Genomic DNA, 25,992 nt, shown 5'->3' with positions numbered 1-25,992 from the left:
TTACCCTAAATTATGAGACAAAGCTACAAATTTTTCTATATAGTCATTGATACTAATTTCCTCTAATTCAATTGCAAGTGGATGTAGAGATACATACTAAACTGCCCGTTACTTCAATAACATGTAGTGGTATGCGGTGAAAATTTAGAACAGTAGTTTAATTTAATTACAGAACATTTTAAAAATTGGGGGGCTTAAATTAGATATGTGGATTAATAACGGATTTTCAATTTCTACGAATAAAGATTATTTAAATTTATCATTAATACATAACTTCTTGAGTAAAGAAGCATACTGGTCAAAGGGGATACCCAAGCAAACAGTAAAAAAGGCAATTGAAAATTCTCCGTTATGTTTTGGAGTTTATAAAGGTGAAGTAGGTAAAGATGTTTTTGAACAAGTTGGTTTTGCAAGGGTAATTACTGATTTAGCGACGTTTGCTTATCTTTGTGATGTGTTTATATTACCAGATTATCGGAAATTAGGGCTATCAAAATGGTTAATGGATATTATTACAAGCCATTCCGACCTAAAGGGAGTTCGTAGATTTATGTTAGCTACTAATGATGCACATTCATTATATAGCCAATATGGCTTTGAACAGAATGTTAATCCCGAACTATTTATGCAAAAGGTACTTAAAAATCCATATCAACAGTAAAATTTCTTCAACTAACTGGTGCGACGCTTAAAAAAGGCACTGCCCTTCTTAAATTAATTAATGAAAGAGATTGTGAAGTAATGTACTTAAAGTAACGGGTGCTTTAGTTAAAGAAGACCATCAAAATGAAGGTCTATTTTTTTATAGCTTAAATCTCAACATTATCGTTTAACAGAGCCATTGTAATAAAGCACTTTTGACCACATTTTGACCACCAAAATATTAAACTTCGCGTTAAATCATAATTTTGGATTATAGGCTATTTATTTAAATGATTCTTAAATTCGTTTTTTGAATTAACAAAAATATATATTATATAACACTATACGCCATTTTATACTAATCTCCCTTGAAAATTGTTTGAATTTAGTATAAAGTTTATATATACATCACATATTAAACCTGTTTAACATGGTATTAAGAGGTGATTGTATGTGCAATAAGGAGGAAGACATAGAAATGGCAATGGATGTAGCATATACTGAAAAGGAGCTGAAAGAAATGCAAAAGAATGCACGTAAACGAAAAATTCTAGCTCTGGCAAATAAAGCATGTGATCGTAATGATGAAGCTCTAAAAAAGTTGAGTAAGAATTGAAATTTGAATATTTAACTTATGAAGATATAATAGATATACACGATTTAGCGTTAGAACGTTATGGTGGATTACAAGGCCATGACAAGGGTTGTATTGAAGCTAAAGTTGCAATGCCACAAGAGGGATTTGGAGATTTTGAATACTATCCAAGATTGTTTCAAAAAGCTGCTGTTTATATGTATTTTATTACAATAAATCATTGCTTTAAGGATGGTAATAAAAGATCAGGTTATTTAGCTGCCAGTACATTTTTAAATTTAAACGGATATAGAATTATTGTTGGCAATGAAGAACTATTCAATAAATGTATAGAGATTGCTGATAAAAAATCTCGCCCAATACTTGAAGATGTTGAAATGTGGCTAGAAAAATATTCTGAGATATATGATTATGAAAATGACTTAGATGTATAATGGTTACTTGTTTATCTTTTTATAAAGGGAACAGGTAACCATTTTTATTTTAATAGAAACCCTTTACTATTCGTATAATACTAATTTTACGAATAATGGAATGTAGAGCGAATGTTTGGTATAATATTCTATATAATCCCCTTTTGACAAATAACATTCTCGAGAAAGCTCAAGAATTCTTAATCAGTAAAATCAATCCATCCTTTATCATTGTCTTTGGTTCCTTTGCTAATGGAATAACACATAAAGAAAGTGATATTGATTTAGCTTTTTATAAAAAAGAGCGAAATCTTTCCTCCTATGAAGTTTTTATGTTAGCCCAAGAACTGGCGGATATCCTTAAAATGGATGTTGACTTAGTCGATTTAACTCATGACTCTACAGTGTTCCAGGCACAAATCTTTTCAACAGGAAAAGTGATTTTCTCCAATGATGAAACATTAAGGATGAATATTGAGATGACAGCTTTAAGTATGTACGCAAAGTTAAATGAAGAACGTAAATTAATTATAGAAAATGTAGATGCAAGCGGGACTATCTATGAAAATGATGTTATTTTAAATAAGATAAGCGTTATTGAGCGCAGCAAAAAAAGAATTCTCGATGTATATGATCAAAACCCAGAAAACTTGAAAGATTATACAAAACAAGACTCCATTATTCTAAATATACAACGTGCCTGTGAAGCCTGTATTGATCTGGCTATGCATAGTAGCTCAACAACGGCTAGGATTACCACAAACCAGTCGTGATGCTTTTGATATGCTTGAATCCAGTTCAATAATTGATAAGGAAATAGCAAAACGATTAAAGGCGATGGTCGGATTCCGAAATATTGCGGTTCATGATTACCAAACTATTAACTTAAGTATTTTAGAGCAAATTGTTGAAAAACATTTAGATAATTTTACTGATTTTACTAAGCAAGTCTAAAACATTAAGGAAGGCGTCTTTTATGAAATATAAAATTAGAGTGTTTAATAAAAAAACAAACAAAGAAGCAATGAGCATTGATGAAGTTTTCGAATCTATAGAAGCAGCTGAAGCTGAGATTGACCGCCTAAAGGCTTCTCTTTCTCAAGACCTTCAATACGTAAAGGTTCCGGTTAAACAATAAAAGTGAAATAACAACATTTCTGATTTTATTGGTAGATTATTTACCTAAAAGAGTAAGAATTAAATAAAGTACTACATAATATTATTATGTTAACAACAGTTCGTAAAAATTGTATTATACGAACATTTGTTCTATAATGAAAGTATAATATATTTTACTGAGGTGTTTTTTATGGCAATTTCCAAACAACATGAACAATACGAAAACCAATTAGAAATCTTGCTTAAAGAAATGCCTAGTTACGTGGTGGAATACGTGGATGCTAAACAAGACATCCGCTCCCCTCTTACGCTCTTTAATTACGTTAGAGATTTTCGTGATTTCTTTCATTGGTTAATAACCGAAGGAATTGTTAAGTGTGATCAAATTAAGGATATCCCAACAGATACACTAGCAACTCTTTCTCTGGATGAAGCCAGGAATTATTTTAAGTTTTTGTCGAGGAAAAAATATAAAGTATCACAAACGGATGATGAAACGAAACAAATTGATGCTAAGACAGTAAACCGGCATAAGTCCTCCCTCCGCTCCTTGTTTAAATACCTAACAATCGAAGCGGAAGTAGCAAATAATGAACCCTATTTCCACAGGAATGTTATGCAAAAAATTGAAGTAACCAAAGTAAAACAGACTTTTAATGAGCGAGCTAAACAACTAACGGATAAGATTTTTATTGGAGATAAGGATCTAGAATTCTTAGATTATATAAAGGGTGAATATGAGAGTTCCCTCTCCCCTTCTCAACTTAAATATTTTAAACGTGATAGAGAACGAAATATTAGTATCCTCTCCCTTTTTTTAGGAACTGGAATACGGGTAAATGAATTATCAAATTTAAGGATTAAGGATATTGATTTTTCCTCAAAAGAGATCAGTGTAATACGGAAAGGAAATAAAAAAGATACAGTATCTGTCACCCCTTCAAGCATGCACGACCTGCAAAACTATCTTTCCATTAGAAATGAAAGATATAAAGCTAGAAACGAGGAAAATGAGTTTGTATATGTTAAGTTATACAATAATGAACCTAAACCACTAACTAATCGAGCCATTGAAGACATTGTTTACAAATACACTAAGGCGTTTGACAAAAGGATGTCCCCCCATAAACTGAGGCATACTTATGCTACGAACCTGGCAGAACAAACTAATGGTGATATTCCTTTGATTATGTCCCAACTCGGACATACTTCTTCCGATATTTCTTTGCTTTATATAAATACCACTAGAGAAAAAGCAAGACTTGCTGCGGAATCTCTAGATAAACGTAGAGAGAAACGATGACTAAACCTACAGTTTCCTAAACTGTAGGTCGGAGGTTCGAATCCTCTCTGGGACGTCAAACCATGAAAACGCCGAGTTTATGCTATTTTACCGTTGGAACAGGCGGAAGAGAGTATCGCTTGGTCTTCTTTAAATTTACTCATGATCTAGATATTTTTACAGCTCAATATAAAAAGAGTCTTAAGGAATATGAAAACTGATAAAATTGATCCAACAAAATTGGAGTTAATGAAAAGTGACAATAAAATTATTTAATCTTATAACTGAATGAATTTCACAATTCTAATCACTTGTCTCCCAAGCGTTTCAAGGCATGAAAAAAGAGTACCCCCCAAATTCTTGTATAATGTAAGTGACGAAACAAACACAATCAAGAATAGAAAAGAGCTTGACTCCCTATGCCTATTATACGACTCAGAAGCTTGTTTGACATACAGATCGCAATACTAGAGTCACTTGTTAGCTGCTTAAGCTATAAGGTTTTTTTAAGAAGGTCCATTTTATAGGTCATAGTTCAAGCAGATAGCTCAGTAACTGTTTTATCGTTAAAATTTTTAAACTATAATCCAAGTAATAGATTTTGAATTTAAAAAAGAGACAATCGCCCGAACGATTGTCTCTTTACTATTTTTAAGGATGAATCTTAATGATTTATCCTTATTAATTATTTACATGTACTTTTACACTTTTCTCGATCATGGAAAAGATGTTTTTATGGTTGTTTTTTGCAATTTCTACATAATCACTTGTAACTTTTAGCAAGTCGTTACGACGCTCTCTTACATAGTGTACATAATTCTCACTATTTTCCACAAGGTTATTATCAAATCGATCCATTAGATCGAAAGATAATTTAATTGGAGTTAACGCTAGATTCTCTACACGATCAGATACATCTCGAAATTGGTCTGTAAGCTCTGGAAAATCAATCTGTAAGGCATCATTTTTTTTATAAAGGGCGCTTACACTATCAACGATTTCACTGTTGGTCCTTTTAGATTCTTGATAAAGATTTAAAAAAGAATTTCTAAAGTCTTTATTGAACTTAATCGTTTCTTTTACAGTCTTTAGATAAGCTTCTTCTCCACTTTCTTGTAGTTCCTTTGCCCAATCTAACGATAGCGCGAATTGATTCCATATTGTGTCTACAAATGGCATGACTTGATAACCTTCTTCCTTAACTACAGCAGCTTTCTTTACTTGCTCACTTTTTTTTGTCGTTGTACTCATTTTCATTCCTCCTCTTGTCATTGGTGCCTTTCTCTATTGGATCCTTCCTTTTAAATGAAGGGATATAGAGCTCTAGTAAATTAGAATACGTTGTGAAGAATTGATCTAACATTGATTGGTAGGTTTCTAATTGATTTGCATATCCCTTTAAGTATGTAACGCCTACCTCTTTGATTTTGTAACATCGCTTTGCCGGACCATTTCCCGTAGTATCCCATTCAGATGAAACAAGGTTTTCCTTTTCAAGTTTACGAAGGAGCCGATATAAGCTTCCTTGATCAATCGTATGAAACCCAAATGTTTCAAGCTTTTGAAATAGCTCGTATCCATGATGTGACATTCTACTAAGAATTAATAATATAAAAGGCAGAACAAAACTCTTTGATGGTTGAATGTTTGATTGGCGCTATCTTTTGCCATTGGATTATCTCCTTAATTCTTCTATATGTGTAATTTACATCTATAGGGATATTATGTCAATCATTTAAATTATTTGAAATATTAAAAATATTATTTATGTTATTCCGTTGGCACAAGATACGGCTACTACTGATTCAACTGAGCAAGATTCGGAAACACCTTTAAAATGGGTCTAACTTAGGAAGGTAAAATTTCCATATCGGTTAGACCCTCCCGATCCATTTAGTGCCGACGCGACACGTACGGAATGATGGGAAGCGTCTTTTGCTTCCTTTTCAGACCGTAGTGATGCCGCCAATATTTGAACTTGATCATCTTCTTTCTAAAAATAACCTCTCCTACCGATGTATATGGGACAAAAAAAAACACGCCTTTACAGCGTGTTCAAGGATTCTTATCTTTATCGTGAAAGTTCAAAACAGCGATTACAAACATGCCAAAACTAAGCATCAAGGACAGAACTTCGAATGTAGCCATTCATAAATCGCCTCCTTACCCCTATCCTTCCCAGATCCAAGTTTGTCCCATACCAAGGATAGAAAAATAAAAAAAGATGCCTATACCTTTATCATTTATTTTTTGTTATAACCTACCGGTGTAAAAGTTTCATCACCCTTTCCACGGTGCAATGGAACACCCATGCTTCCCACTCGAAAAAACAAATGAGAATGTTCCCGTGATATAAGAAAGAACATAGGAGACAAGTGTCATGATAAGAGATCGAGGTAAAATCAGATGGCAAGGTTTCTTTATGCCTGAACATGAACCAACATTGAAACCACCTCCTTATTGGAATTTCTGTAACGAACAATCATATCGACCTAAACTGGAAACAGTTATGAAGATAAAAAAAGCTCTAAAACAACTTAGTAAAAATGTCCTCGATGATTATTTTGGAATGTGAGGCTTTTTGTAAATGAAATACTTGAGGCGAAATTAACAATTGGTAGAATTAAGGTGCAATTGATTGACTTTGGGGGGAAATTGATTGCAGATGACTGATCCGAAAAGGAATATTCAATAAAAAGGTTCCTCACAATTGTGAAATATATCGATGAAAATGATGTAAGGGTAAAGGAGATAACCGCTACCATACAAAATAACCTAATTTAGTTTTTTATGATAAAAATGGTGGCTGGATTTTGGTGTTTACAACACCTGCCACCATTTTCAGGATTGGTTTCTTTTTTTTGCATATAAAAAGCGCCTGACAGTAGCCACGACTACTCCTGTTACCTGGGCTTGATAATCATTTACCTAAGAAACTAACCCGTAACAAAAAAAATACATTTTTCGATTAGATTTTCCTAAATAGCTCGTTAATCAAACGTATGATTAGTTTTCCTGCGAATCCTTTTACATAAGGGTTTTTATCTCAAAATGCGGAAAAAGAATGCCGAAATTTTGGATTGATTTTTTTAAAAAAATAGCCGAACTGCCGAATTACTATATTAACCTCCATAGGTCGACAAGTTAAAACAATCAAAGTACTAATCAAACGTTTGATTAAATGTTTAATGAACCATTATAAACGAAGGTTTTTTCCTCTAAATTACTAAAATCCTTGTCAACTCAAGTATGTTCTTTTCCTATAAAGGCGCAACCCTAGGCGAAAGATGGAACTTCTCCTTTAACCTTTCATTCTTCTACAAGTTTTCCTAATATGTCCTATTAATCAAACGTTTGATTAAATCTACCCTCAATCCTTTTAACAAAGACTTTTTTCAGGGAAAATAAAAAAAGTATGTCTAAGATTGTTTCGACAGTTCTCATAATTTATCATTCTCTTTTGACCGAATACTTTCTAAACCAGATGCACGTTCTTTTACTTTCCGGACACAGTCTCAATTCTTCTTCATTATCCATATTGGGCCGCATTACATGAATGACTTCCCTCACTGGACTACTGTAGCTAAATTTAGTCAAAACAGAAACATAAATAAAAAAAGCAGCCAGTTTCCGTTGACCGCTTTTAAGCAAGAACACTAGCACCCTTACGCATTTTCGTATTGCTCTAAAGGAAATTTAAGCATAACAAAAAGGCTTCACGGGGAGCGAAACCTTTTTGTTATCAGAGTTCATATTATTCTAATGTCTTGATGGAAATTAAATTTTCTAACCTGCGTTACTTTCTTCTATGGCATGTTGCCAACTTGGGTAGTAATACAAAGCACTCCGCATTAAATCAGGATAAAGTTGTTTTACCTCTTTTTTACGTAGAGAATTACCTTGGTTGTGTAACTTCTGGATCTGAGTAATGACTTCCTTTGATGTGAATGGAACATCCATTTTTCATTCCTCCCTTTCCAAGTTATCTTTACTATTTTTCCCTTTGGCCAACAATATAAAACCTGAAAACATAGTTGCCTATTCTTCGCGCCTATGTTTTAACAAAGTCTAGCATATAGTATTGGTATAGTGAAGAAATCTGCTCCATATAAAAGATCCCAACAAGAATGGAGGTTGATATAATCAGTGTTTCCGAAAGTTATTCTTCAGGGAGAACAATTGTATTCCCTTTTTAACCCAATGGCGTAATAATTCCGTCCATACTAATCTATCTTTCCATTGTTGAAAACCAATGACAGTCATAGGTTTTTCTTTTTCAGACATCTCTTTAAACATATAATCGACACCTTTGATTATGGCATAGAATGTTGCAACAGGAATTAACAATGTAGTCATAAAAGTAGTAATCATTCCTTATCCCTCCATTTTTCCAATTCTTCTTCATCCACATTAATGGCATAACTTCGGCCTTCTTTCTTAAGAAACCCTTCATTCACTAATTCCACCATCATGGCATGAACCTTATTGTTTCCTAAACCTATTAATCTTGCTAACTCATTTACTCGGACCTCTCCTGTGTTCGCAATCCATCGTTTCAGCTGGTCAATCGGTTCTTCCTCTTTAATTTCTTCCAGTTCGCCTTCCACGACAACACCATCAAACAAATGAATAAGCTTATCAAAAATTCCTTCCTCCTCTTTCTTATCCAGTGTTAGAACCGGAGCTTGGAATCGTTCAAACTCATTCTTGCCGCCTTCGATCTTGGCAAAACCATCTCCTCTTCCCAACAACTTTTCTGCCCCGTTCCTATCGAGAATCGTTCTGGAATCCGTTGCTGAAGTAACTGCAAATGTAACGCGAGATGGCATATTCGCCTTAATTAACCCTGTAACGACATCTACAGAAGGACGTTGCGTGGCAAGGATTAAATGAATACCTGCGCCCCTTGCTTTTTGACATAATCGAATAATATCGGTCTCAACTGATTTATTCACCATCATTAGATCGGCAAATTCATCAATCACAAACACAATATAAGGTAACTTTTCTTCGCTTTTTAGATTATAGACTTGAATATCACGGCTTCCTGTTTGGGAAAACAATTCATACCGGCTTTCCATTTCCGCTACTAGCGCCATTAAAATAGCATTGGCTTTTCTCATATCTGTAATGACCGATTTAACCTGCGGAAAATCTTTAAACTGAGAAAATTCAACCATTTTAGGATCTATCAGATACAACATCAATTGTTCTGGAGGAATGCTTAAAATGAAACAAAGAATAATCAAATTAAGGAATACGCTTTTCCCACTTCCAGTTGTTCCAGATACCAGAAGATGTCTTAATTTGGTTAGGCAGGCAAAGATATACCCGCCATTTACATTTTCACCAATTATAAAGGGCAATAGGTTTTCTTCTTTAAATTGCTTGAATTCCTCTGATTCTAATACATCGTTAAAGTAAACAGGTGTACGTTCATCTAACGGAATAAAAATATTAACGGTATCCGGTAATTCTCCGATTTCAATGGTAATGTTTTTATTGCCCATTGCACCTTGTACATCCACCAATTTCTTCGTAATAGAGGTATAAGTGATCTCAGGAGGGACTTCCATTTGCACTTTTAAAAGACTGGCTCCCTGATATACATCGGTTACTTCTAGTGGTTTATCTACAATGCCAACCCTTCTAAAGGCATTGTTAATTGCAGTAATTTTGGTTTCATCGATTTCATCCACTTTATTGGTGCTATAAGGCATGAAACTCGAGGCCTTTTGTATAACTATACTTTCTTCAAGGGTTTTGGAAACACTGGTATGTTTAATGGGTTGTTCCAGAAGCACTTTCTGAACTGCCGAAGCAGCTGTTTTATCACAAAGCACACTATACAATTCACTTTCCGATAAGATCTGATTGGCTAAATCGACCTGGAATTGTCGATTCTCAATGTGCTTAAGAAAGCTCCGCTTATTACTTACTTTTTTAATTGTGAATTCATTAAAAAGTTGTAATTTAACAAGCGCATTTTCTAAAAAAGCGACGAATTGCTTCGCGTATTTTTGTTCAAACATCACAAATCTGCATTCAAATCGATAGTTGGTCTGAAGAATCTTTTGCTCCATTTCCTCAACCTGGTCCCGTTTAATTGTATAATTATTAAGTTTTGTTAAAACTCCTAAAATTCTTTCCTGCCATTTGATGCTGAATTTCCCTTCCAATGGGCGATCATTACCCTTTAAAAAACTTTCATATTGCGAGATGGCCGTTTCCCGCCAGTTATCCTGTCTCTTACAAAACAAAACTTGAGTAAATACTGAAGCATTCGGAACATTATCCATTAAATTAAACAAATCAAGAAACGCATTGGTATCCAAAGGCATAAACAGTGGTTTGGTTAACACCAATTCATACAAATTTATTTCCTTTACATCCTCATTTTGAAAATTCCAATCCTTTTGAAGGCACTCTCCTTCTCTTTTGTCAAAGGATGGTGTAAACAAATACTCTTCTTTATAATCCGAAATCGAATATTTCTCAAATCCGTAAACACCTTCCGCAATGAATCTGGACTGGAGAATTTGTTTCAATAATTGGTTGTTATAATCTTGAATTTCATACACATTGGTTTTCTCATTGACTATAGGGGTTTTATTCATTATCCGTGTTAGTGACATATACTCATCTATTACTCTTGACTTCCTTCATGATCTGAGCACCGCTAATCAGTAGCACCGTGGTATTCACCAAAACCATAGTTGTATTTAAAATTAATATCAATCCTGTTGTTGTTATCATATCGAACCCTCCCATTTTTTAATAAGCTTTCTCTTAATGGAATTCAGTGTATGCTGAATATGTTGTGCCCACAAAAGACCACCATAAAATTGCTTACCTAGTACCGCCAATAATCCTAATTTCACTAATATCATGACTTATTCTTCCATTTCACTAGTTTTCCAGCAAACTTTTTCACTGGATCAAATTTTCTATCTTTTAAGAGAAGTATTCTTTTTGTCGCCTTAAATGATGCTTTTCCTTCTTCGATTGAATCCAATATATCCGTCTTATCACCTGTCATGGACTTCACAAAACGTGGTGGATTGGATAGGCGATATAACCCTCCGCACACTATAAGGAGCTTGATAGACAACGTGTAAATTCCGCCTTGTAATGATTGGGTAGTGAAAATGAAAATTCCCATCATTAATATGAATACCGAATACACCAGCTGGACCATTGACAAAGACTTTACTTTGTTCCACCAAGTTTTAAAGTAATGTTCGTGTCTTTCAAATACCCAACAGGATAGAGCCAGGGGAGTAATAGCTGCCAAGCAGAATAAATCCCACCATCTTCTACCTGCCTGGAGACACACTGGAATCAAAAGGGCAATCGTTGTCAGATCAAACAAAATAACGATTAAGGTATCAAAGAACCCAAGTGTTTCACCGGCGATAAATCCATTTACATTTCCTCCATCGATTCCACCGCCAATTTTTGTAATGGCATTGGAAAGTTGATTCAGAAACGTAAAACCTGTGTTAAAAGCAAAAGGAGCAAAACCAGAGACGGCTACTGCAATGGAATAACGCTTTAAAATTTTCTTGAAATCCGTATGCTTTTTCTTCAACATCTTCATGAACGATTCGTAAATTAGCAGGAACGTAACAAGTGAAATGGAAAGTAGGGAAAAGGTTAGGGAAGTATTCTGTATAAATGGATTATCAAAGATGATTAGAGGAGTTTGAAGTGCAATTTTGGAAAGAAAATGATAAACGCTAGTGAATAAATCTGCTGTTAACTTTGGTAAAGATCCAGGTAAATTATTTAGCCAATCCAAAGCCACTATAATTTTTGCGGTGATATATTCGATATTGGCATACACAGTCTTAGTTGTTTCCACAATGGAAAATCCATCATTTTGACCTTTGAAGTTGTGAGTTAACACTCCTTGATTCTGTAAAAGCATATCGGATACGGTTGCAGCTTGTGCAGTATGAAAGACAGAAGTCAAACTAGCGGTAGTCATTGCCGTAAACGGTATAGCCACTTTCTTTAAAATGGACTGATAAACCATCCGGAGCCGCTGAAAAGTAGGCTTACCACGTAATAAATCAAGAATACGACTGGAACGGCTACCATCACTTGAACCAGACCTTTGATGATGTCTACAGTCCATTCGTTTGACTCTTTCCGATTTCCGAGCATCCGCTTTACCCCTGCCGCTACCAAAAGAATGGCCGCAAATACGACCGCTGACCCCACTGAGATCACCAGTAACTTTAAGAGAAGTTCCAGTAGTTCTGGCGGAATGCCTTCGGCTTTCGTGGGAAGTGTAGAAGCTCCTGTGCTCGGAAAAGTATTGGCCATTGATTTTAATGGTAATACCATGAAGCTGCTTGCTGTTGCTAGAAAGGTCTGAACGATTCGTTTGTATTCCTTTATTTTTTTCTTTGGAAGTTTTTTCACCTCCTCCACTAGTGTAGGGATATGAAAATTTATCTGATTATATCCAGTCATTTCATCCTCTATAATGTTTGGGGATGAATAAGAATAATTAATCAGCGGATCTGGTTCTTTGACGCAAAACCTCACCAACTTTTTTGGCTCCATCAGATTCACCCTTTTCTTTCTTTTTCTTGCTTGGCTTCCATTCATAATTATGGAAGTATGAAAATGCAGTGGAAATTCCAATTCCTGTTCCCAGTACAGCTGCCAACTTCAACGCTGACATGACGATAAAAGTCATATGGCTCCCTCCAAGAAGTTGTAAATTTTTAGAATGATTTGTAATGTTTGAATCCACTGCCTTTAGAATGGTCTTTTAATTTAGCCAACTTCGGCCTAAAATGTTTAATTACATATTTGCTGGCTATGACAATGCAAGTGGTTTGAATACCAATCAAAGCTGTTATCATATGCAATCACCTCCAGTTTTAGTAGTGTTTTTAATTTTATTACTACTTTTTTCTTTTTAGAATTTGTACGATTAAAAATAAATTGTAATTTTTTAACTAACTTTCTTCGGGCTCCGCGTCCTTAATACGATGCAAGCATTCGTTTAGGGGAGGGCAGCCTAGTGCAATCCAAATTCGAAGAAAGTAATCCAATGAAGGTTGAGAGCGATTATTAAGGATAATGCTGATATTTCCAGCATGAATATTTGTTATTTCAGCTAAATCCTTTGCCCTCATTCCTTTGTCTAACATGATTTTTTTAAATGAATTTTCAAGGCGATAAGGTTTACCCAGATCATCGATGCCAGCAAAAGAATCTTCACCCTTTAACCATTTCAGCACCTGGATCACACTGCCGGTGACAAATTCTTCAACACTTGATACTTTTTTATCCTCTTTATCAAACTGAACACGCTTATTTCGGTACTCAATGATGTCCAAAATTTCTTTGTAAAATTCTTCATTTAAAAAAACCGTGATTTTTTTGTAATTGGCCATGTATATCACTCCTTTCGAACATCCATACTATATTCATACAAACCAATAATCGTAGCAGGAGGTCATAAACATGATGAGTCTTAATAAAAATCGTGATGACAAAATCGAAGAAATCATTGGAAACAACGACGATAATTAATAAGGAGCTGATTGTCAATGCTACAATTTGGCAGCTGGTTTACACCTGATTATAAATCCGCTTGGGAAGTGCGCTTAGAATATACGAGTGATTACATCATAGAGAAAACTGGATTGAACAGAAGCGAATTGACAAACTTACTTCACTATCTGGATGAGCAAAATATTATCAGGTAAAGATGCAATCAAATGCAACTTTATCTGGGATAATAATGAAATAAAATGAAGATTCAGCTCGGATAATGAATGATTCACTGCATTCATATGCGCCTGCATGTAATCCATAAAGCTCATTTTCAATTGAGTCACTCGGGTGCATGTTGCACATATTGTTTTACGTTCATGTTTTGGATATCATTGACGTAGGGGGAAGGGTCGATAGACCTTCCTCCTTCTTTGAGGCCGATATGAAGATGATAACCTCCATTAACGCCAACTACATGACCGGAGTTTCCTGTATAACTTAATAAGTCTCCTGCATGCACTTTGTCTCCAACATTCACAGTCGTTTTTGACATATGATCATAAATCGAAACTTTTCCATCCTCCCACCTAACTAATACGCCATTTCCGATATTGTCTTTGTAGTGCGTTACCTCCTCAACGATTCCATCTCGAATAGTTCTTAAAGGAGTTCCTTCTGGCATTGCAAAATCGTAACCCGAATGCCCTTTTGAACGAAACGTTTCTTGCGCTCAAAAAGTCGATGTAATTTTATACATGTTAACCTACCCTTTATTAGATTTTTTATATAGGCTGCTCTTATAGATTGTTTTTTTAGGAAAGTAATTTTTTCGTTCGTTACTGGAAAACGAAAAGGGTGCTTTTTTTCGTTACTGGGCTTTTCAGTAATTACTGAAGGCTCAGTAATTACCCTAGTAACGAGTTAGACAAGATTTCTTAGCGGGATGAGTAACGAGTCAGTAACAAACGAATAACGAGCCAGTAACGAGTTTTTTCTTTCCTAGAATAGAATGATCTCCTTGTAAATTCACAATTTTCTTGTGATAAAAAACCTCCTTTCTTAATTTTATGAGTAAAATACTTGGTTATATTCATGGACTAATGAAAAATTCATAATTTTTTATGTTTTTTAAAAGGCGAGCAATTTCCAATAATTCCCCCTATTGACTTTTCCTATGCAAGTGCTTACTTTTGTTCCAGTAAAAACTTGACGAAGGGGAGAGATGAAGGGTAATGGAGAATATCGTCATATTAAAAAATGCTGAATTTGTGGAGTATTCATACACTGATGGTTCAAAACAAATGGTTGGTATGGTTAGAGGGGGATAGCTTTGTAAATATGAACCTTCCTACTGATCCAAATCCAAGACAGTTTTTATCATTTGCGAATCCGCACTATAAGGATATGGTTAAAACACTTAAGTCTGAACAGCATATGTTTTCAAGAAAGAATTCTGGAGGCATTACCATCTTTGTTTATTCTTGCGACAGTAATGGCGATGGTTCCGATTCCCTTACATTTAATAAAGGAGACGGAATTGCCAATGATGGTCAAACATACCCTGCGTTAAAAGTACATGGTCGAGTGAACAGTCTTGTAAAAGTAACCCTTGAAATTGGCCTTAGCAAAGACCACGTTGGTGAAGTCGCCAGTGCCTTAAACTTTAGCAAAAAGCTTTTAAAGCTACAGTCTACAGAATAAAGAAGGGGTATTCTATTGGCACAAAGCTGCTATTGGTAGCAAAGCCGCTCACATTATTTATCATGAGGGAGACAATAAATTTCAAAGTTGAAGTTTATGACAATGTTGTAGCTGTTTTATGTGCCTTTCTGTTTTTAAGGTAAACCACCACGGGCAAGTACATGGTGTTCAAGGATTATTTGTTGCCGATAATAGTGTCCTTCCTACTCTAACAGCCGCAGGTCCAACGCTATCAAATACAGTATTAGCTATAAGACTAGTAGACCATATTGTCCGTCAGTCTGGATAAAACATTTCTAACTCAATATTTTTTTACCATTACAAAAAAGGGAAAGGACCATTTGGTTCTTACCCTTTTTACATATACGAAATTAATATCTTATTACCAATCCTTATCTTCTATTCTTTCTTTGTTCTGTTAAATCAATGGTAAGCTGTTTCATGCGCTGCTTCGTTAATGGATATAGAAAGACTAATATTAAGAAAATCAATAGATAGATGGCACCAGGTACGATGGTAGCCAGTGCATAGATTCCTTCCAAGGTACTCTCTATTTGTACTTGACGAGCTGAATTATAGCCTATGGCTGTAATGGCAAAACCGCCGATTCCACCAGCAATAGCTTGACCAACTTTGCGGGCAAAGGAATAGAATGAATAAACCGTCCCATCTTCTCTTAGTCCAGTTAATAATTCATGGTAATCGATGACATCTGTCACAAATGCCCATATCATCGTATTAAAGAAGGCATATCCAAACATTCCAATAGCTGATAACGCAATGTATTGAGATGTAGATATATTCGGAAGGAAGAATAAAAGAATATATACAGCTGCAGCAAGTAACATTCCTATTGAAGTGGTTTCCTTTTTACCGAATTTGTTCACTAACGGTTTTACTAATGGAATGGCGATAAATACGGCGACAGTTTGAATGATCCCTACAATACTTAATGCTGCTGTATTGCTGAAGTAATCTTTAAACAAATAAACGTTAACTGCACCAATCAGCATCGTACTCATCATGAATATTAGTGAAGCCCCAAGGATTGAAATTAATGGTTTGTTTTTTAATAGACCTTTAATTGTATGACCTAGCTTAGCTTTTGACCCTTCATTTTCCTCCAGCACGATCCGTTCAGTAGTTAATTTATAACAAGCAAGGTAACAAGAGTAAGAAAGAATGCCAAAAATTACGGCTGCCATTAGAAATCCATTTGTACTTGCCTTATTGTCTACAAATATTAGTATAGGTCCAACTGCATTGATCATTAAGCTTGCCGACATCGCACCCATTGTTCTGAATGTTGATAAAGATGTACGTTCCACAGGATCATTGGTAATAACTGAGGCCATTGAACCGTACGGAATATTAACCATACTGTAAAACGTTCCCCATAGGATGTAAGTGACAAAAGCATATGCTTCATAAAACCCGTTTGACATTCCAGGGATATGAACGAACATTAATACTCCAGAAATAACTAGAGGAAATGACATTCTAAAAATCCAAGGTTTAAATTTACCATGCTTACCAGGTTTTCTAGTGTCAATAAACCGTCCCCAGGTGACATCTGCAATGGCATCCCACAAACGTGCAACTAAAAAAAGAATCCCAACAAAAGCTGCACTGATCCCATAAACATCGGTATAATAAACCATTAAGAATGAGCTTACTAAAATAAAGAAGAAATCGTTCCCGAAATCCCCAAACATATAGCCAATTTTATCTCTAAATCCAAATGGTCTAACCTTGTCATTTGAAGAGATAGTTTCAGGGTCTATCCTTTTTTGACTTGCACTTTGACTCATTTCAATCCCTCATTTCTTTAATTCCAAAAAAGATTATCGTTTTTGATCCAAACTATGTTGTCCTTCGATAAAACGAACTGTCCCTGTTTTTGCACGCATAACAACGGAGTGTGTTGTTCCAATTTTCCCTTTATATTGCACACCTCTTAAAAGTTCACCATTGGTTACACCTGTTGCAACAAAATAGGCATCATCGCCTTTTACGATGTCATCCATAAATAGAACCTTATTAAAATCGGTTATGCCCATTTTATTTAACCTAATTTTTTCTTCTTCCGTTTGTTGAATCAGTTTGCCTTGAAAGTCTCCACCCAGGCTCTTGAGCGCAGCTGCTGCTATTACACCTTCAGGAGCTCCTCCAGAGCCAAGCATGATATCAACACCTGTATTATCAAATGCTGTATTTATTGCAGCAGCAATATCACCATCTTGCATCAGCTTAATTCTTGCTCCCGAATTACGGATTTCCTCAATCATTTTTTCATGTCTTTCTCGATCCAATATAGCCACAACTAGATCTTCGATATTTTTATTTTTTGCTGCTGCAACGGCCTTTAAATTGTCAATGAAAGGTGCATTAATATCAATTTTCCCTGCTGATTCAGGACCCACAGCAATCTTTTCCATATACATATCTGGAGCATGTAATAAATTGCCTCGCTCTGCAACTGCAATGACAGCAAGAGCATTCCAAGAACCTGCAGCAACAATATTGGTTCCCTCCAAAGGGTCTACAGCAATATCAACTTCTGTCCCATCACATGTTCCTAATTGTTCGCCAATATACAACATGGGTGCTTCATCCATTTCACCTTCCCCTATAACAACCGTCCCTTTTATCTGAATTGAATTAAACATTTCCCTCATAGCTTGTGTAGCTGCTGCATCCGCTTCTTCTTTCTTACCTCTGCCCATCCACCGTCCAGCCGCTAGTGCAGCAGCTTCTGTTACTCGAACCAGTTCCATTGATAAATTTCTATCATTTTTATTATCTCCCATTATTGTTTGAAATGATTTTCTATTAAATAAAATTTACTTTCGTTAATCTTCAATTAAATTATCTTGACTTCGAGATAAACAATAAAAAATAATTCCTACTTTCTATGATTTATCACACCCAAATCCATTAACTTGCCTTTCTCATGATTCCACTCTTCGAATAAAGGTTAAATACTTGAGCTGGATGTAAAAGCCCCTGCCTATAGAACGATAACCCTTTAAATTATCTTTGAATTTATTTGCTTTATGGTTAGGAAATGGAGTTGAAAGTAAAACCATTCCATTAATAAAATAAATTGCTACAGGCACGAAAAAGGATAATCCATAGAATAAATCGTGAGAAATAAAAAATACAATCATAATCGGTAAAAGAGTTGCCCCTACTGAGATAAACGCCTTTAGCAAAACAGTCGCTGAGCCTGAATTCTTTGGAAAAAGCTTCAACCAGGGCTGGAAACGTCCCAGAATCCATAATAGAAAAACTAAAGCCTGCTATAATGCGAAAACAAATGCTACTTGGACGTTAGGGGCTAATGGAATACCTGCTATAAAATGAATAACAAGCGGTTTTCTTCACAATTTATCTGAAAGCCTTCCTGAAAAACTTAATGTAACAAGTTTACCCAGCCCTATTGCTGAAATTAATAAGCTAATTCCAAGAGAATCAGTACCAAATTGTTCCGACAGGAAACTCATATTAGATACTAAAATGATATTCATCATCCCTAATAACAAATAATTAAAATAATTAATATACAAGCTTGAGGCCATTCTAAAAAATGGACTTCTCATAAAGACCTCCTTATATTGCAATTAGGTAAATCTCATTTACCCTTAATTAAATAATCTTGATTTCGAGATTATTTTCAAAAAAATATTACTCTTCTATTCTAGTTCCATCAGATTAAATAATTAATAACTAAGTAACTTTATATAACCATAATAACTTTTTTAAATTTAGCTGTCAATTTATATGTGTCAAATTCGTGAACGAAAAAGAACAGATTCTATTCATTTGGTAATTTGGTTCCAGTAAATACTTTATTTTAACAACTAATTTTGTTATTATAAATATATAGTTATTAAAAATAACCAAGATACTATTATGGGGTGTTAATAGATGGATGTAGAAAATAAATTATGCAATAAAGTTGAAGAATGCTACCATATTATGGGAAAGAAATGGATGGGTCTCATTATTCATGCTTTAATGGAGGAGCCAAAAAGATTCAGTGAAGTTCATACCTTCATTCCCGACTTAAGTAAAAGAGTATTAAATGAACGGATGAAAGAGCTCGAGGAAAATGGAATTGTATTAAGAAATGTTATTGCTGACCGTCCTGTACGGACCGAATATTCTTTAACCCAAAAAGGGACAGAACTCGGACGATCGCTCAAAGCTTTAGAGGAATGGGCAGATAAATGGTTATAAATTAAAAGATCTCTCTAATTTTCAGAGAGGTTTTTCACTGCATTTTAATTTCGTTATTCACCGTAGCTTACAATCAAATTAGCGATATGTGCATAATCTCCTCCTGCAAGTAATGCGCAATTTTAGTTATTTCCTCATATAAAAAAGGCGGCAGAACCGCCGCCTAAACTTTAAAAGAACGTTTTACTTAAAAGGTTAAAAAATGAATTTCTACATCTCTGGATGCACCTGATTATTTCAAAGAAACTTTACCTTGAATTTCAATTTTAACATCTGCTTTTTTCAATAAATTTCCGACGTCGCACCCTTTATCTGCTGTTTCTGCCGCTCTTTGTGCGGATTGAATTTGTTCTTCTGTTGCATTTTCAGATAAAACGATATGAGGATAATGGGTAATTTTAAACTCATTATCAGATATATTTGCCTCAGATTTCACTGTAACTTCCGCCACAGGCAGTTTTCTGCTTTCAAGAACAAACGTAAGAGTTGCAGCATAACAAGTCGTTACTGAAGCAACGAGTACCTCTTTTGGATTTGCTCCGGTCCATCTTTGCATCTTCTTTTTGTAAGACTATAATTAACATTTTCTCCGTCTCTTAATTTATTTAAAAATGCATCATGTTGTTCTTTTGTCATATTATGCAATGATGGAGGTAGAGTCATTCCTCTCAGTTCCTCGATTGTCCAGCCGAGTATATCTGTAAAAGTTGGATTTGCATGTAAAATAGCACCATCTTGACCAATTAAAAAAATAGCATCATTGGTATTCTCCCAGATTAGTTCAAATGCTTCTTACCCAATTTTCGGATTATCTAAAATTTGACTAGCCATTTTCATTCCTCATTTCTTCTATCCCTATAATTTTCGGCTAATTAGAAAAGAAGCCAATCATCCCTTTGTATTAGCTCTCTGTAAAAATTTTATTTAAGATAAATTAGGTACTTTTACCTTTATATACATTATTGTTGCAGAGCACCTTAAGTATTAGATAATCTTAAAGATACAGTAATTTAAGTTCAAAATTTCGGCAAAAGTTGCCTACTCTCCTTTTAGGAAGGTCACTCACTATAATTTTGTTTTCGACCAATTTTTATTATAATATGACGAACAATAAATCCAATTCCCTGGAATAAGAGACATCATTGGAAGCCAAATTGGACCAAATGCTATGCCAAAAATCTTATTAGGTGAGTACATAAGACCTATTGTTACAAAATAGGCTCCAAAAGCAAATGGGACAAACGATAAGCAAGGATTTCCCCCTTCCGCAAATTTATAAGCATCATACATGGAAAACATATAAACACAAGGGTAAAACATAATCCATTGGTGATCAACCACTCTTTCAGCTTCTTTTATTTTCCCAAGAAAACTCAACATAATAGCTTGGTTAAAAAAACTGTTCACATTAATGGTGAATTCCAAAACGATAAACATAATTCCTTTAATAAGGTGACCATTTAGCAGTTGCCCAAAGCCTGGGAAAGCAACGCTCCAAAGTATTGCCTCCAATTTAGTTGTCTTTTTCATTAAATATCAGCCTTTAATATCGGTATATATGATGCTTTACCTTACAATTTTGATTCGGGACCTTTTGTTTCTCTTATAGATTTTTCCACTAATTTCTGAAACCCATATATAATAACTGCTAAAGAAATACAAAACACATACCACATTGTATGACTTAATTTTTTTAATTTAAATACTCCTACTCTTTCCCATATTTCCGCAAAAGGATAAGCACAAATAACATCCAATACTGCATTTGTAACGAAAAATTTTAAAAAATTGCCGTATGTCAGTTTAAATATCCATAGTGTGGCTACAAAAAAAGGACCCAATATATATGTAAAATCAACCAAACCGGGAGATATAGGATTTTTATTTATCCACCATTTTCTCTTATTAGCAATAACACTGAACATACTTATAAATAAATTAGTAAAACTTGCTACAGGTAAAAACCTGAAAAATGATTTTTTCCCAAGAAAAGGTACCGTTAGCCATGGAATGAATAGCATTCCTAAAGAAAAGACCACTTTTTTATTATTTTTAAACATATACTTGCTCCTTTAATTGGTATATTAATTTTAAATCTATGGTTCCAGTCTTCAACCATTTTGCCATTTTTAATTAACAACCTCTAAAGTAACATCAATATTCCCTCTTGTTGCTTTTGAGTATGGACAGAATTCGTGTGCCTTTTGTACTAGCTCTTCTAATTTTTCCTTTTCAATCCCATGTCCTTTTACTTGTAACGTTACAGCAATTTTGAATCCTTGATCAGCTTCATCTTTTAAGAAACTTACATTTGCAGTTACCTCTGAATCAAATTTGACACGCTCTCGCCTTGCAATGTTCTGTAAAGCCCCATCAAAACAAGCAGAGTAGCCACAAGCAAACAATTGTTCAGGATTTGTGGCATTTGGTAATTCACTTGCCCTTGGGGTTCCTGGCATGGCTAAATCCATTTTTATATTGCCATCAGCTGATTCCACTCTTCCATGTCTTCCCCCAACAGCTGTTGCAGATGAAGTAAATAAAGGTTCTTGTTTTGTCATCGTTTTTCTCCTTTATTGTAAAATGTTAGCACGTTACATATATTAAAAGTGACCTAAAAACCTTACTTTAAATATAATTTCCTACCTATGATTTCTTTGGGTAGTATTTACTATTCCCTCGAGTTTAAAAGTATTTTCTATGTAATTAAAAACTAATCGAAAAGTTCCGATTAGCTTTTTTAATTGATTTAGTTTTTATTGGTTCGCTTTTTTTACCCATTCTGCAACTGTAACAGTACGCTTTGCTTGATGTTTTACAGCTGCTTGAACATCTTCAATCATTTTACCATCTTGACCAACTGTAACACTTGTTCCATATGGGTTACCGCCAGCTCCAAATGTAACGGGATCTGTATAACCAGGAGCGGCCACAATTGCCCCCCAATGGTACATTGTTGTATAAAGTGATAAAATAGTTGCCTCTTGACCGCCGTGAGGGTTTTGTGCAGAAGTCATTGCACTTACAACTTTATTCATTAGTTTCCCATTAAACCAAAGACCACCAGTTGTATCTAGGAATTGTTTCATTTGAGCTGGAATGTTGCCGAATCGAGTAGGCACACTGAAAATAATTGCATCTGCCCATTCTAGATCTTCTAATTTCACTTCAGGTACATCTTTTGTTGCTTCCACATGAGATTTCCAAACTGGATTCCCTTCAATAGCTGATTGTGGAGCAAGTTCAGGTACTTTTAATACTTTTACTTCAGCACCAGCTTCCTTTGCACCCTCTTCTGCCCATTTTGATAATTGATAGTTTGTTCCACCCATGCTGTAATAAATAACTGCCAGTTTTACATTTGTCACGTTTTCATTCTCCTCTTTTGCTGAATTTCCAAATAATTTGGATAAAAAACCCATGTTGTTACACCGCCTATTATTTACTTATTTTTAATTTTTATTTATATTAAAGTGCTTTTGCATTGGTTGAAGCCCTTTGAAAGATTAGTTTACTTAATGAGAATAGCTTGCTTCCATTAATGACAAGATATACGGCAATAGCTAAGAATGCTAAGTCTAATTCATAACCAGCCATTTGACCATTGCCTAAAAAACCAATTGCTAGTTTTACTTTTAATGTTGCTCCGATCATCAATAATGCAAACAAAGCTGCTACTAGTCTTGTTGCCAATCCAAGGATTAATAGGATCCCTCCAATAATTTCGAGTAAAGCAACTCCATATGCCGTAACTCCTGGTAAGCCCAGACTTTCAAACCATCCGGCCGTGTTCTCTATTCCACCTTGAAACTTTACAACTCCATGAATAAAAAATATTGCTCCTAATGTAACGCGTAAAATAAGTGCTCCAATTTCATTTTTTAACATCTTCGTAATTCTCCCGTATAGTTATTTTATTTAGTTATAAAATGCTTTCGATACCAATTTGCGGCAGCTTCTACTTCTTGACTGGTTAATTGATGGCCTCTATTTTCCCAATGAAGTTCTACCTTCGCATTTGCCTTTTCTAATAAAGACTGAAGCTCTGAAGATTCCATAGGGGAACAAATGGGATCATTTGTCCCCGCTGCAATAAATACTGATTTCCCTGTTAAATCAGGAAGGTCAATTCCTTTTCGCGGCACCATAGGATGATGAAGAATCGCACCCTTTAATGCATGTTGATAGTGAAATAATAAACTAGCAGCAATATTTGCTCCATTTGAGTAACCTAAAGCAAGAATATTATCGCGGTCAAAATCATACTTTTCGGCAGCTTCATCTAGAAACTCGTTTAATTCTTTTGTTCGAAAAATAAGATCTTCCTCATCAAAGACACCTTCTGCTAATCTGCGGAAAAACCTAGGCATGCCATTTTCTAATACATTCCCACGAATACTTAATACATTTGCCTCATCATCAATCATTCCTGCAAGTGGCAGCAGGTCTAATTCATTGCCTCCAGTACCATGAAGCAGTAACAACGTTGGTTTTGTCGGATTTTGTCCCTTATTGAATATATGTTTCATTATTTATCTCCTTCCAGAATCAATGTTGTATTTTTTCAATCGAATCTCCCAAAATGGAAGACTGCCCTTTGGGATGATGTAACTCGTTACTCTAACCTGCCTTGTTCCAATTCGTCCTTTTAACTGTTTCTCCCAAGGAAAAAAGGTAATAATCGTTCCTGGCTCACCCATTTCATTTCCAACATAGAGGTGATACACTTCAGGACGGTCGAAGTTGATTGTTTTTTAATAAGTCTTAACCCAAACACACCAGCATAAAAGTCGATATTCCTTTGGGCATCATTGACCATTGCCGTGATATGATGGATACCTAACGTTTTTTGCATTGTTTTTCCCTCCGGTTCACCTCAGGATTTTTTTGATGTTTTATTTAGGTCTTTCAAAAGTAAACAACTCACCAATTTTTGCATAGTTGGTGCCAGCCAATCGGCTTACCGCTACTAAACCCCTTGGATCTATTCTTCTCTTTTCATAAATGTCACTTTCAATATGAAACTGAACGATTCTCCCAATAAAATGATCACACCCTGGCGAATCCAAACCACCTAATTCAATGGAATGCTCCAAAGAACATTCCATTCGAATTTTGGCTTCCTTTACACCTGGTACAGAAATTTTCACACTTTCTACTGGTGTTAAATTAGCTAACTCTATCTCATTCTCATCAGGAGGGAGACTTGCTGCTGTTTGATTGATTTTATCAACATTTTGTTCATCAACAATGTGAATCACAAACTCCTTTGACTCCAAAATATTTCTGCTGTATCCTTTTGCCGCCCCTCTTTTCGCTGAATGGATAAAGAAACCATCGGGGGGTTTGACGAAAAATATTAAAATAACTAAAGGGTGCACCATTTAAAATTCCATCTTTCGATAGCGTGGTAACAAAAGCTATCGGTCTTGGAATAATACTGCCAATTAGAAACTTATAATTTTCTTTTTGAGACAATGAGTCTGGATCGATTGAAAGCGTAAAATCAGTCTAATTCTCTTACTTTAAATGGTAGCAACCCACGTTCAATTTGTTCCCTATGTGTTTCATACTGTGCAGGCAGCATTAACTTCTCTCCCATCGTTTCTTGTGATTCATCATGGGCAAACCCTGGAGGATCTGTTGCAATTTCAAATAGGATTTCCCCGTGTTCTCTAAAATAAATTGCATTAAAATAGTTTCGATCCTGTACAGGAGTGACGCCATATCCATTTGCAGCAACATACTTTTGCCATTCCAATTGATCCTGGTCATCACTAGCCCGCCAAGCAATATGATGTACGGTTCCCACACCCATACGCCCACGTCCCATCGACGTTAATTTTAGGTCAATAACATTTCCGATATCAGCTGAAGAACGGTAACGGGCGAAATCTCCCTCTTTACCCTTGAGTTCAAGTCCCATAACTTTTTCTAACAAATCTGCCGTTTTATTAGGCTGACTTGATAAAAGAGTGGCTCCGCCAAATCCCTTTATAGCAACATCAGGTGTTACCCCGCTAAAGGTCCAATTATTAACTTCGCCTTCTTCCCTTTCAACAATTTCAAGGTGAAGACCATGCGGATCATCAAATTCCAAATATTTCTCGCCGAATCTTTCCATTTTAGTAAAAGGAACTTTAAACTTTGCTAATCTGTTTTCCCAAAATTCTAAGGCACCTTTAGGAACAACATAGGAGGTTACTCCTACTTGACCATCTCCAATCGTTCCTTGACGAGCTCCTGCCCAAGGGAAGAATGTGATGATAGTTCCAGGTTTTCCTCCTTCATCTCCGAAATAAAGATGATACGTGCCAGGATCATCAAAGTTTACCGTTTGTTTCACTAGGCGTAATCCTAAAACACCTGCATAAAAATCAACATTCTCCTGTGGATGACCTACAATAGCAGTGATATGATGAATACCCATTGTTTTTTTACTCATTTTGAAACACTCCTTTTAAATTATAATATCTATC

Annotated in this window: 31 protein-coding genes and 8 pseudogenes; 13 read left to right on the top strand and 26 right to left on the bottom strand. The window is 35.2% G+C overall.

Annotated features, from left to right (window positions below; translation table 11 throughout):
* The first annotated feature begins 205 nt into the window (after positions 1-205).
* From J7E63_RS26890 to J7E63_RS26855, 8 genes and pseudogenes are all read left to right on the top strand, one after another.
* Complete coding sequence (locus J7E63_RS26890; RefSeq protein ID WP_215018109.1) at positions 206-661, top strand: GNAT family N-acetyltransferase; 456 nt, start codon at positions 206-208, stop codon at positions 659-661.
* A 432-nt stretch (positions 662-1,093) separates the two neighbouring features.
* Positions 1,094-1,258, top strand: a complete 165-nt coding sequence (locus J7E63_RS26885) for a hypothetical protein (RefSeq protein ID WP_215001407.1) — start codon at positions 1,094-1,096, stop codon at positions 1,256-1,258.
* Positions 1,255-1,671, top strand: a complete 417-nt coding sequence (locus J7E63_RS26880; RefSeq protein ID WP_215018107.1) for a type II toxin-antitoxin system death-on-curing family toxin — start codon at positions 1,255-1,257, stop codon at positions 1,669-1,671. Before J7E63_RS26885 ends, J7E63_RS26880 begins: the two co-directional genes overlap by 4 nt.
* Positions 1,672-1,766: 95 nt before the next feature.
* Positions 1,767-2,216, top strand: a pseudogene (gene mntA / locus J7E63_RS29930) (type VII toxin-antitoxin system MntA family adenylyltransferase antitoxin); the annotation flags it as partial.
* 84 nt (positions 2,217-2,300) lie between these two features.
* Positions 2,301-2,604 (top strand): annotated as a pseudogene (hepT, locus tag J7E63_RS26870) (type VII toxin-antitoxin system HepT family RNase toxin).
* Between the two features lie 22 nt (positions 2,605-2,626).
* Positions 2,627-2,788 carry a hypothetical protein gene (locus J7E63_RS26865; protein ID WP_214713497.1) on the top strand — a complete coding sequence of 54 codons (162 nt, stop codon included), beginning with the start codon at positions 2,627-2,629 and terminating at the stop codon, positions 2,786-2,788.
* A gap of 171 nt (positions 2,789-2,959) precedes the next feature.
* The gene (gene xerS / locus J7E63_RS26860; RefSeq protein WP_215018103.1) at positions 2,960-4,072 is read left to right on the top strand and encodes a tyrosine recombinase XerS; all 1,113 of its coding nucleotides are present in this window, start codon (positions 2,960-2,962) and stop codon (positions 4,070-4,072) included.
* A 62-nt stretch (positions 4,073-4,134) separates the two neighbouring features.
* The gene (locus tag J7E63_RS26855) at positions 4,135-4,272 is read left to right on the top strand and encodes a hypothetical protein (protein WP_215018101.1); all 138 of its coding nucleotides are present in this window, start codon (positions 4,135-4,137) and stop codon (positions 4,270-4,272) included.
* A gap of 460 nt (positions 4,273-4,732) precedes the next feature.
* Here the strand turns inward: J7E63_RS26855 and J7E63_RS26850 are convergent, their stop codons facing one another.
* The 3 genes from J7E63_RS26850 to J7E63_RS29925 all read right to left on the bottom strand — a co-directional run bounded on the left by J7E63_RS26850 (position 4,733) and on the right by J7E63_RS29925 (position 6,199).
* A complete protein-coding gene (locus tag J7E63_RS26850; RefSeq protein ID WP_215018098.1) occupies positions 4,733-5,302 on the bottom strand; it encodes a hypothetical protein in 570 nt (189 codons plus the stop codon).
* On the bottom strand, positions 5,277-5,642 hold the full coding sequence (locus J7E63_RS26845) for a helix-turn-helix transcriptional regulator (RefSeq protein ID WP_215018096.1): 366 nt from the start codon (positions 5,640-5,642) through the stop codon (positions 5,277-5,279). The genes J7E63_RS26850 and J7E63_RS26845 overlap by 26 nt, the downstream gene beginning before the upstream one ends.
* 464 nt (positions 5,643-6,106) lie before the next feature.
* The gene (locus J7E63_RS29925) at positions 6,107-6,199 is read right to left on the bottom strand and encodes a putative holin-like toxin (protein ID WP_251027064.1); all 93 of its coding nucleotides are present in this window, start codon (positions 6,197-6,199) and stop codon (positions 6,107-6,109) included.
* A gap of 232 nt (positions 6,200-6,431) precedes the next feature.
* Between J7E63_RS29925 and J7E63_RS26840 the strand changes: the two genes are divergently transcribed.
* Positions 6,432-6,626, top strand: a complete 195-nt coding sequence (locus J7E63_RS26840; protein ID WP_214733297.1) for a hypothetical protein — start codon at positions 6,432-6,434, stop codon at positions 6,624-6,626.
* Between the two features lie 1,211 nt (positions 6,627-7,837).
* On the opposite strand, the gene J7E63_RS26835 is transcribed toward J7E63_RS26840, so the two are convergent.
* The 8 genes and pseudogenes from J7E63_RS26835 to J7E63_RS26805 all read right to left on the bottom strand — a co-directional run bounded on the left by J7E63_RS26835 (position 7,838) and on the right by J7E63_RS26805 (position 13,467).
* Entirely contained in the window at positions 7,838-8,011 is a 174-nt protein-coding gene (locus tag J7E63_RS26835; RefSeq protein WP_215018094.1) for a hypothetical protein, read from the bottom strand.
* Between the two features lie 183 nt (positions 8,012-8,194).
* Positions 8,195-8,422 carry a hypothetical protein gene (locus tag J7E63_RS26830; protein WP_215018093.1) on the bottom strand — a complete coding sequence of 76 codons (228 nt, stop codon included), beginning with the start codon at positions 8,420-8,422 and terminating at the stop codon, positions 8,195-8,197.
* Entirely contained in the window at positions 8,419-8,658 is a 240-nt protein-coding gene (locus J7E63_RS30780) for a helix-turn-helix domain-containing protein (protein WP_483861491.1), read from the bottom strand. The genes J7E63_RS26830 and J7E63_RS30780 overlap by 4 nt, the downstream gene beginning before the upstream one ends.
* 126 nt (positions 8,659-8,784) lie before the next feature.
* Positions 8,785-9,561: pseudogene (locus tag J7E63_RS30775) on the bottom strand (FtsK/SpoIIIE domain-containing protein); the annotation flags it as partial.
* Positions 9,562-10,937: 1,376 nt separating this feature from the next.
* Entirely contained in the window at positions 10,938-12,089 is a 1,152-nt protein-coding gene (locus J7E63_RS26820) for a hypothetical protein (protein WP_215018089.1), read from the bottom strand.
* On the bottom strand, positions 12,068-12,481 hold the full coding sequence (locus J7E63_RS26815; RefSeq protein ID WP_215018087.1) for a hypothetical protein: 414 nt from the start codon (positions 12,479-12,481) through the stop codon (positions 12,068-12,070). The genes J7E63_RS26820 and J7E63_RS26815 overlap by 22 nt, the downstream gene beginning before the upstream one ends.
* A gap of 88 nt (positions 12,482-12,569) precedes the next feature.
* Positions 12,570-12,761, bottom strand: coding sequence for a DUF7394 family protein (locus tag J7E63_RS26810; RefSeq protein ID WP_214733302.1), 192 nt, complete (start codon positions 12,759-12,761; stop codon positions 12,570-12,572).
* Positions 12,762-13,026: 265 nt separating this feature from the next.
* Positions 13,027-13,467 (bottom strand): helix-turn-helix domain-containing protein, encoded by a 441-nt coding sequence (locus tag J7E63_RS26805; protein ID WP_214733304.1) that lies wholly within the window; start codon positions 13,465-13,467, stop codon positions 13,027-13,029.
* A 156-nt stretch (positions 13,468-13,623) separates the two neighbouring features.
* Here J7E63_RS26805 and J7E63_RS26800 point away from each other — a divergent pair, with 156 nt between their 5' ends.
* Positions 13,624-13,782 carry a hypothetical protein gene (locus tag J7E63_RS26800; protein WP_215018085.1) on the top strand — a complete coding sequence of 53 codons (159 nt, stop codon included), beginning with the start codon at positions 13,624-13,626 and terminating at the stop codon, positions 13,780-13,782.
* Between the two features lie 128 nt (positions 13,783-13,910).
* On the opposite strand, the pseudogene J7E63_RS26795 reads toward J7E63_RS26800, so the two are convergent.
* Positions 13,911-14,264 (bottom strand): annotated as a pseudogene (locus J7E63_RS26795) (M23 family metallopeptidase); the annotation flags it as partial.
* Between the two features lie 593 nt (positions 14,265-14,857).
* Here J7E63_RS26795 and J7E63_RS26790 point away from each other — a divergent pair.
* Complete coding sequence (locus J7E63_RS26790) at positions 14,858-15,271, top strand: AIPR family protein (RefSeq protein ID WP_215018081.1); 414 nt, start codon at positions 14,858-14,860, stop codon at positions 15,269-15,271.
* Between the two features lie 115 nt (positions 15,272-15,386).
* Positions 15,387-15,560 (top strand): annotated as a pseudogene (locus J7E63_RS26785) (GMC oxidoreductase); the annotation flags it as partial.
* Positions 15,561-15,663: 103 nt separating this feature from the next.
* On the opposite strand, the gene J7E63_RS26780 reads toward J7E63_RS26785, so the two are convergent.
* From J7E63_RS26780 to J7E63_RS30655, 3 genes and pseudogenes are all read right to left on the bottom strand, one after another.
* Positions 15,664-17,082 (bottom strand): MFS transporter, encoded by a 1,419-nt coding sequence (locus J7E63_RS26780; RefSeq protein WP_215018078.1) that lies wholly within the window; start codon positions 17,080-17,082, stop codon positions 15,664-15,666.
* A 33-nt stretch (positions 17,083-17,115) separates the two neighbouring features.
* Positions 17,116-18,081, bottom strand: a complete 966-nt coding sequence (gene glpX, locus J7E63_RS26775; RefSeq protein ID WP_215018076.1) for a class II fructose-bisphosphatase — start codon at positions 18,079-18,081, stop codon at positions 17,116-17,118.
* A 243-nt stretch (positions 18,082-18,324) separates the two neighbouring features.
* Positions 18,325-18,873, bottom strand: a pseudogene (locus J7E63_RS30655) (MFS transporter); the annotation flags it as partial.
* 328 nt (positions 18,874-19,201) lie between these two features.
* Between J7E63_RS30655 and J7E63_RS26765 the strand changes: the two are divergent.
* Positions 19,202-19,513: a winged helix-turn-helix transcriptional regulator gene (locus J7E63_RS26765; protein ID WP_215018072.1), complete on the top strand. Its 312-nt coding sequence runs from the start codon at positions 19,202-19,204 to the stop codon at positions 19,511-19,513.
* Positions 19,514-19,745: 232 nt separating this feature from the next.
* Here the strand turns inward: J7E63_RS26765 and J7E63_RS26760 are convergent, their stop codons facing one another.
* From J7E63_RS26760 to J7E63_RS26710, 11 genes and pseudogenes are all read right to left on the bottom strand, one after another.
* The gene (locus J7E63_RS26760) at positions 19,746-20,069 is read right to left on the bottom strand and encodes an OsmC family protein (protein ID WP_215018070.1); all 324 of its coding nucleotides are present in this window, start codon (positions 20,067-20,069) and stop codon (positions 19,746-19,748) included.
* On the bottom strand, positions 20,018-20,290 hold the full coding sequence (locus J7E63_RS30650; protein WP_215018115.1) for a PAS domain S-box protein: 273 nt from the start codon (positions 20,288-20,290) through the stop codon (positions 20,018-20,020). Before J7E63_RS30650 ends, J7E63_RS26760 begins: the two co-directional genes overlap by 52 nt.
* Positions 20,291-20,578: 288 nt before the next feature.
* A complete protein-coding gene (locus J7E63_RS26750; protein WP_215018068.1) occupies positions 20,579-21,043 on the bottom strand; it encodes a hypothetical protein in 465 nt (154 codons plus the stop codon).
* A 41-nt stretch (positions 21,044-21,084) separates the two neighbouring features.
* Entirely contained in the window at positions 21,085-21,573 is a 489-nt protein-coding gene (locus J7E63_RS26745; protein WP_215018067.1) for a hypothetical protein, read from the bottom strand.
* A gap of 69 nt (positions 21,574-21,642) precedes the next feature.
* Positions 21,643-22,074: an organic hydroperoxide resistance protein gene (locus tag J7E63_RS26740; protein WP_215018065.1), complete on the bottom strand. Its 432-nt coding sequence runs from the start codon at positions 22,072-22,074 to the stop codon at positions 21,643-21,645.
* Positions 22,075-22,269: 195 nt separating this feature from the next.
* The gene (gene wrbA / locus J7E63_RS26735) at positions 22,270-22,935 is read right to left on the bottom strand and encodes an NAD(P)H:quinone oxidoreductase (RefSeq protein ID WP_215018063.1); all 666 of its coding nucleotides are present in this window, start codon (positions 22,933-22,935) and stop codon (positions 22,270-22,272) included.
* 46 nt (positions 22,936-22,981) lie between these two features.
* On the bottom strand, positions 22,982-23,401 hold the full coding sequence (locus J7E63_RS26730; RefSeq protein ID WP_215018061.1) for a DoxX family protein: 420 nt from the start codon (positions 23,399-23,401) through the stop codon (positions 22,982-22,984).
* A gap of 26 nt (positions 23,402-23,427) precedes the next feature.
* A complete protein-coding gene (locus J7E63_RS26725) occupies positions 23,428-24,042 on the bottom strand; it encodes an alpha/beta hydrolase (RefSeq protein WP_215018058.1) in 615 nt (204 codons plus the stop codon).
* Between the two features lie 21 nt (positions 24,043-24,063).
* Positions 24,064-24,368, bottom strand: a pseudogene (locus J7E63_RS30255) (VOC family protein); the annotation flags it as partial.
* Positions 24,369-24,408: 40 nt separating this feature from the next.
* A pseudogene (locus J7E63_RS26715) lies at positions 24,409-25,006 on the bottom strand (flavin reductase family protein).
* A 13-nt stretch (positions 25,007-25,019) separates the two neighbouring features.
* Positions 25,020-25,958 carry a ring-cleaving dioxygenase gene (locus tag J7E63_RS26710; RefSeq protein WP_215018054.1) on the bottom strand — a complete coding sequence of 313 codons (939 nt, stop codon included), beginning with the start codon at positions 25,956-25,958 and terminating at the stop codon, positions 25,020-25,022.
* Positions 25,959-25,992 lie beyond the last annotated feature (34 nt).

It is taken from the genome of Bacillus sp. ISL-75 (assembly GCF_018613095.1).
Note: the sequence above shows the minus strand (reverse complement) of the source record. Positions and strands in the feature narration are given on the sequence as shown.

Excerpts from the sequence above, each read along its gene's own strand:
- J7E63_RS26765 (WP_215018072.1), top strand. The coding sequence starts at position 19,202 with ATGGATGTAGAAAATAAATTATGCAATAAAGTTGAAGAATGCTACCAT.
- J7E63_RS29925 (WP_251027064.1), bottom strand. The coding sequence starts at position 6,199 with ATGGCTACATTCGAAGTTCTGTCCTTGATGCTTAGTTTTGGCATGTTT.
- J7E63_RS26885 (WP_215001407.1), top strand. The coding sequence starts at position 1,094 with ATGTGCAATAAGGAGGAAGACATAGAAATGGCAATGGATGTAGCATAT.
- J7E63_RS26805 (WP_214733304.1), bottom strand. The coding sequence starts at position 13,467 with ATGGCCAATTACAAAAAAATCACGGTTTTTTTAAATGAAGAATTTTAC.
- J7E63_RS26790 (WP_215018081.1), top strand. The coding sequence starts at position 14,858 with ATGGTTCAAAACAAATGGTTGGTATGGTTAGAGGGGGATAGCTTTGTA.
- J7E63_RS26850 (WP_215018098.1), bottom strand. The coding sequence starts at position 5,302 with ATGAGTACAACGACAAAAAAAAGTGAGCAAGTAAAGAAAGCTGCTGTA.
- J7E63_RS26845 (WP_215018096.1), bottom strand. The coding sequence starts at position 5,642 with ATGTCACATCATGGATACGAGCTATTTCAAAAGCTTGAAACATTTGGG.
- glpX (WP_215018076.1), bottom strand. The coding sequence starts at position 18,081 with ATGGGAGATAATAAAAATGATAGAAATTTATCAATGGAACTGGTTCGA.
- J7E63_RS26830 (WP_215018093.1), bottom strand. The coding sequence starts at position 8,422 with ATGATTACTACTTTTATGACTACATTGTTAATTCCTGTTGCAACATTC.
- wrbA (WP_215018063.1), bottom strand. The coding sequence starts at position 22,935 with ATGGGTTTTTTATCCAAATTATTTGGAAATTCAGCAAAAGAGGAGAAT.
- J7E63_RS26810 (WP_214733302.1), bottom strand. The coding sequence starts at position 12,761 with ATGACTTTTATCGTCATGTCAGCGTTGAAGTTGGCAGCTGTACTGGGA.
- J7E63_RS26835 (WP_215018094.1), bottom strand. The coding sequence starts at position 8,011 with ATGGATGTTCCATTCACATCAAAGGAAGTCATTACTCAGATCCAGAAG.
- J7E63_RS26710 (WP_215018054.1), bottom strand. The coding sequence starts at position 25,958 with ATGAGTAAAAAAACAATGGGTATTCATCATATCACTGCTATTGTAGGT.
- J7E63_RS26820 (WP_215018089.1), bottom strand. The coding sequence starts at position 12,089 with ATGGTTTATCAGTCCATTTTAAAGAAAGTGGCTATACCGTTTACGGCA.
- J7E63_RS26890 (WP_215018109.1), top strand. The coding sequence starts at position 206 with ATGTGGATTAATAACGGATTTTCAATTTCTACGAATAAAGATTATTTA.
- J7E63_RS26725 (WP_215018058.1), bottom strand. The coding sequence starts at position 24,042 with ATGAAACATATATTCAATAAGGGACAAAATCCGACAAAACCAACGTTG.
- J7E63_RS26730 (WP_215018061.1), bottom strand. The coding sequence starts at position 23,401 with ATGTTAAAAAATGAAATTGGAGCACTTATTTTACGCGTTACATTAGGA.
- J7E63_RS26840 (WP_214733297.1), top strand. The coding sequence starts at position 6,432 with ATGATAAGAGATCGAGGTAAAATCAGATGGCAAGGTTTCTTTATGCCT.
- J7E63_RS26865 (WP_214713497.1), top strand. The coding sequence starts at position 2,627 with ATGAAATATAAAATTAGAGTGTTTAATAAAAAAACAAACAAAGAAGCA.
- J7E63_RS26745 (WP_215018067.1), bottom strand. The coding sequence starts at position 21,573 with ATGTTTAAAAATAATAAAAAAGTGGTCTTTTCTTTAGGAATGCTATTC.
- J7E63_RS26855 (WP_215018101.1), top strand. The coding sequence starts at position 4,135 with ATGAAAACGCCGAGTTTATGCTATTTTACCGTTGGAACAGGCGGAAGA.
- J7E63_RS26750 (WP_215018068.1), bottom strand. The coding sequence starts at position 21,043 with ATGAAAAAGACAACTAAATTGGAGGCAATACTTTGGAGCGTTGCTTTC.
- J7E63_RS26740 (WP_215018065.1), bottom strand. The coding sequence starts at position 22,074 with ATGACAAAACAAGAACCTTTATTTACTTCATCTGCAACAGCTGTTGGG.
- J7E63_RS26800 (WP_215018085.1), top strand. The coding sequence starts at position 13,624 with ATGCTACAATTTGGCAGCTGGTTTACACCTGATTATAAATCCGCTTGG.
- J7E63_RS26780 (WP_215018078.1), bottom strand. The coding sequence starts at position 17,082 with ATGAGTCAAAGTGCAAGTCAAAAAAGGATAGACCCTGAAACTATCTCT.
- xerS (WP_215018103.1), top strand. The coding sequence starts at position 2,960 with ATGGCAATTTCCAAACAACATGAACAATACGAAAACCAATTAGAAATC.
- J7E63_RS26760 (WP_215018070.1), bottom strand. The coding sequence starts at position 20,069 with ATGCAAAGATGGACCGGAGCAAATCCAAAAGAGGTACTCGTTGCTTCA.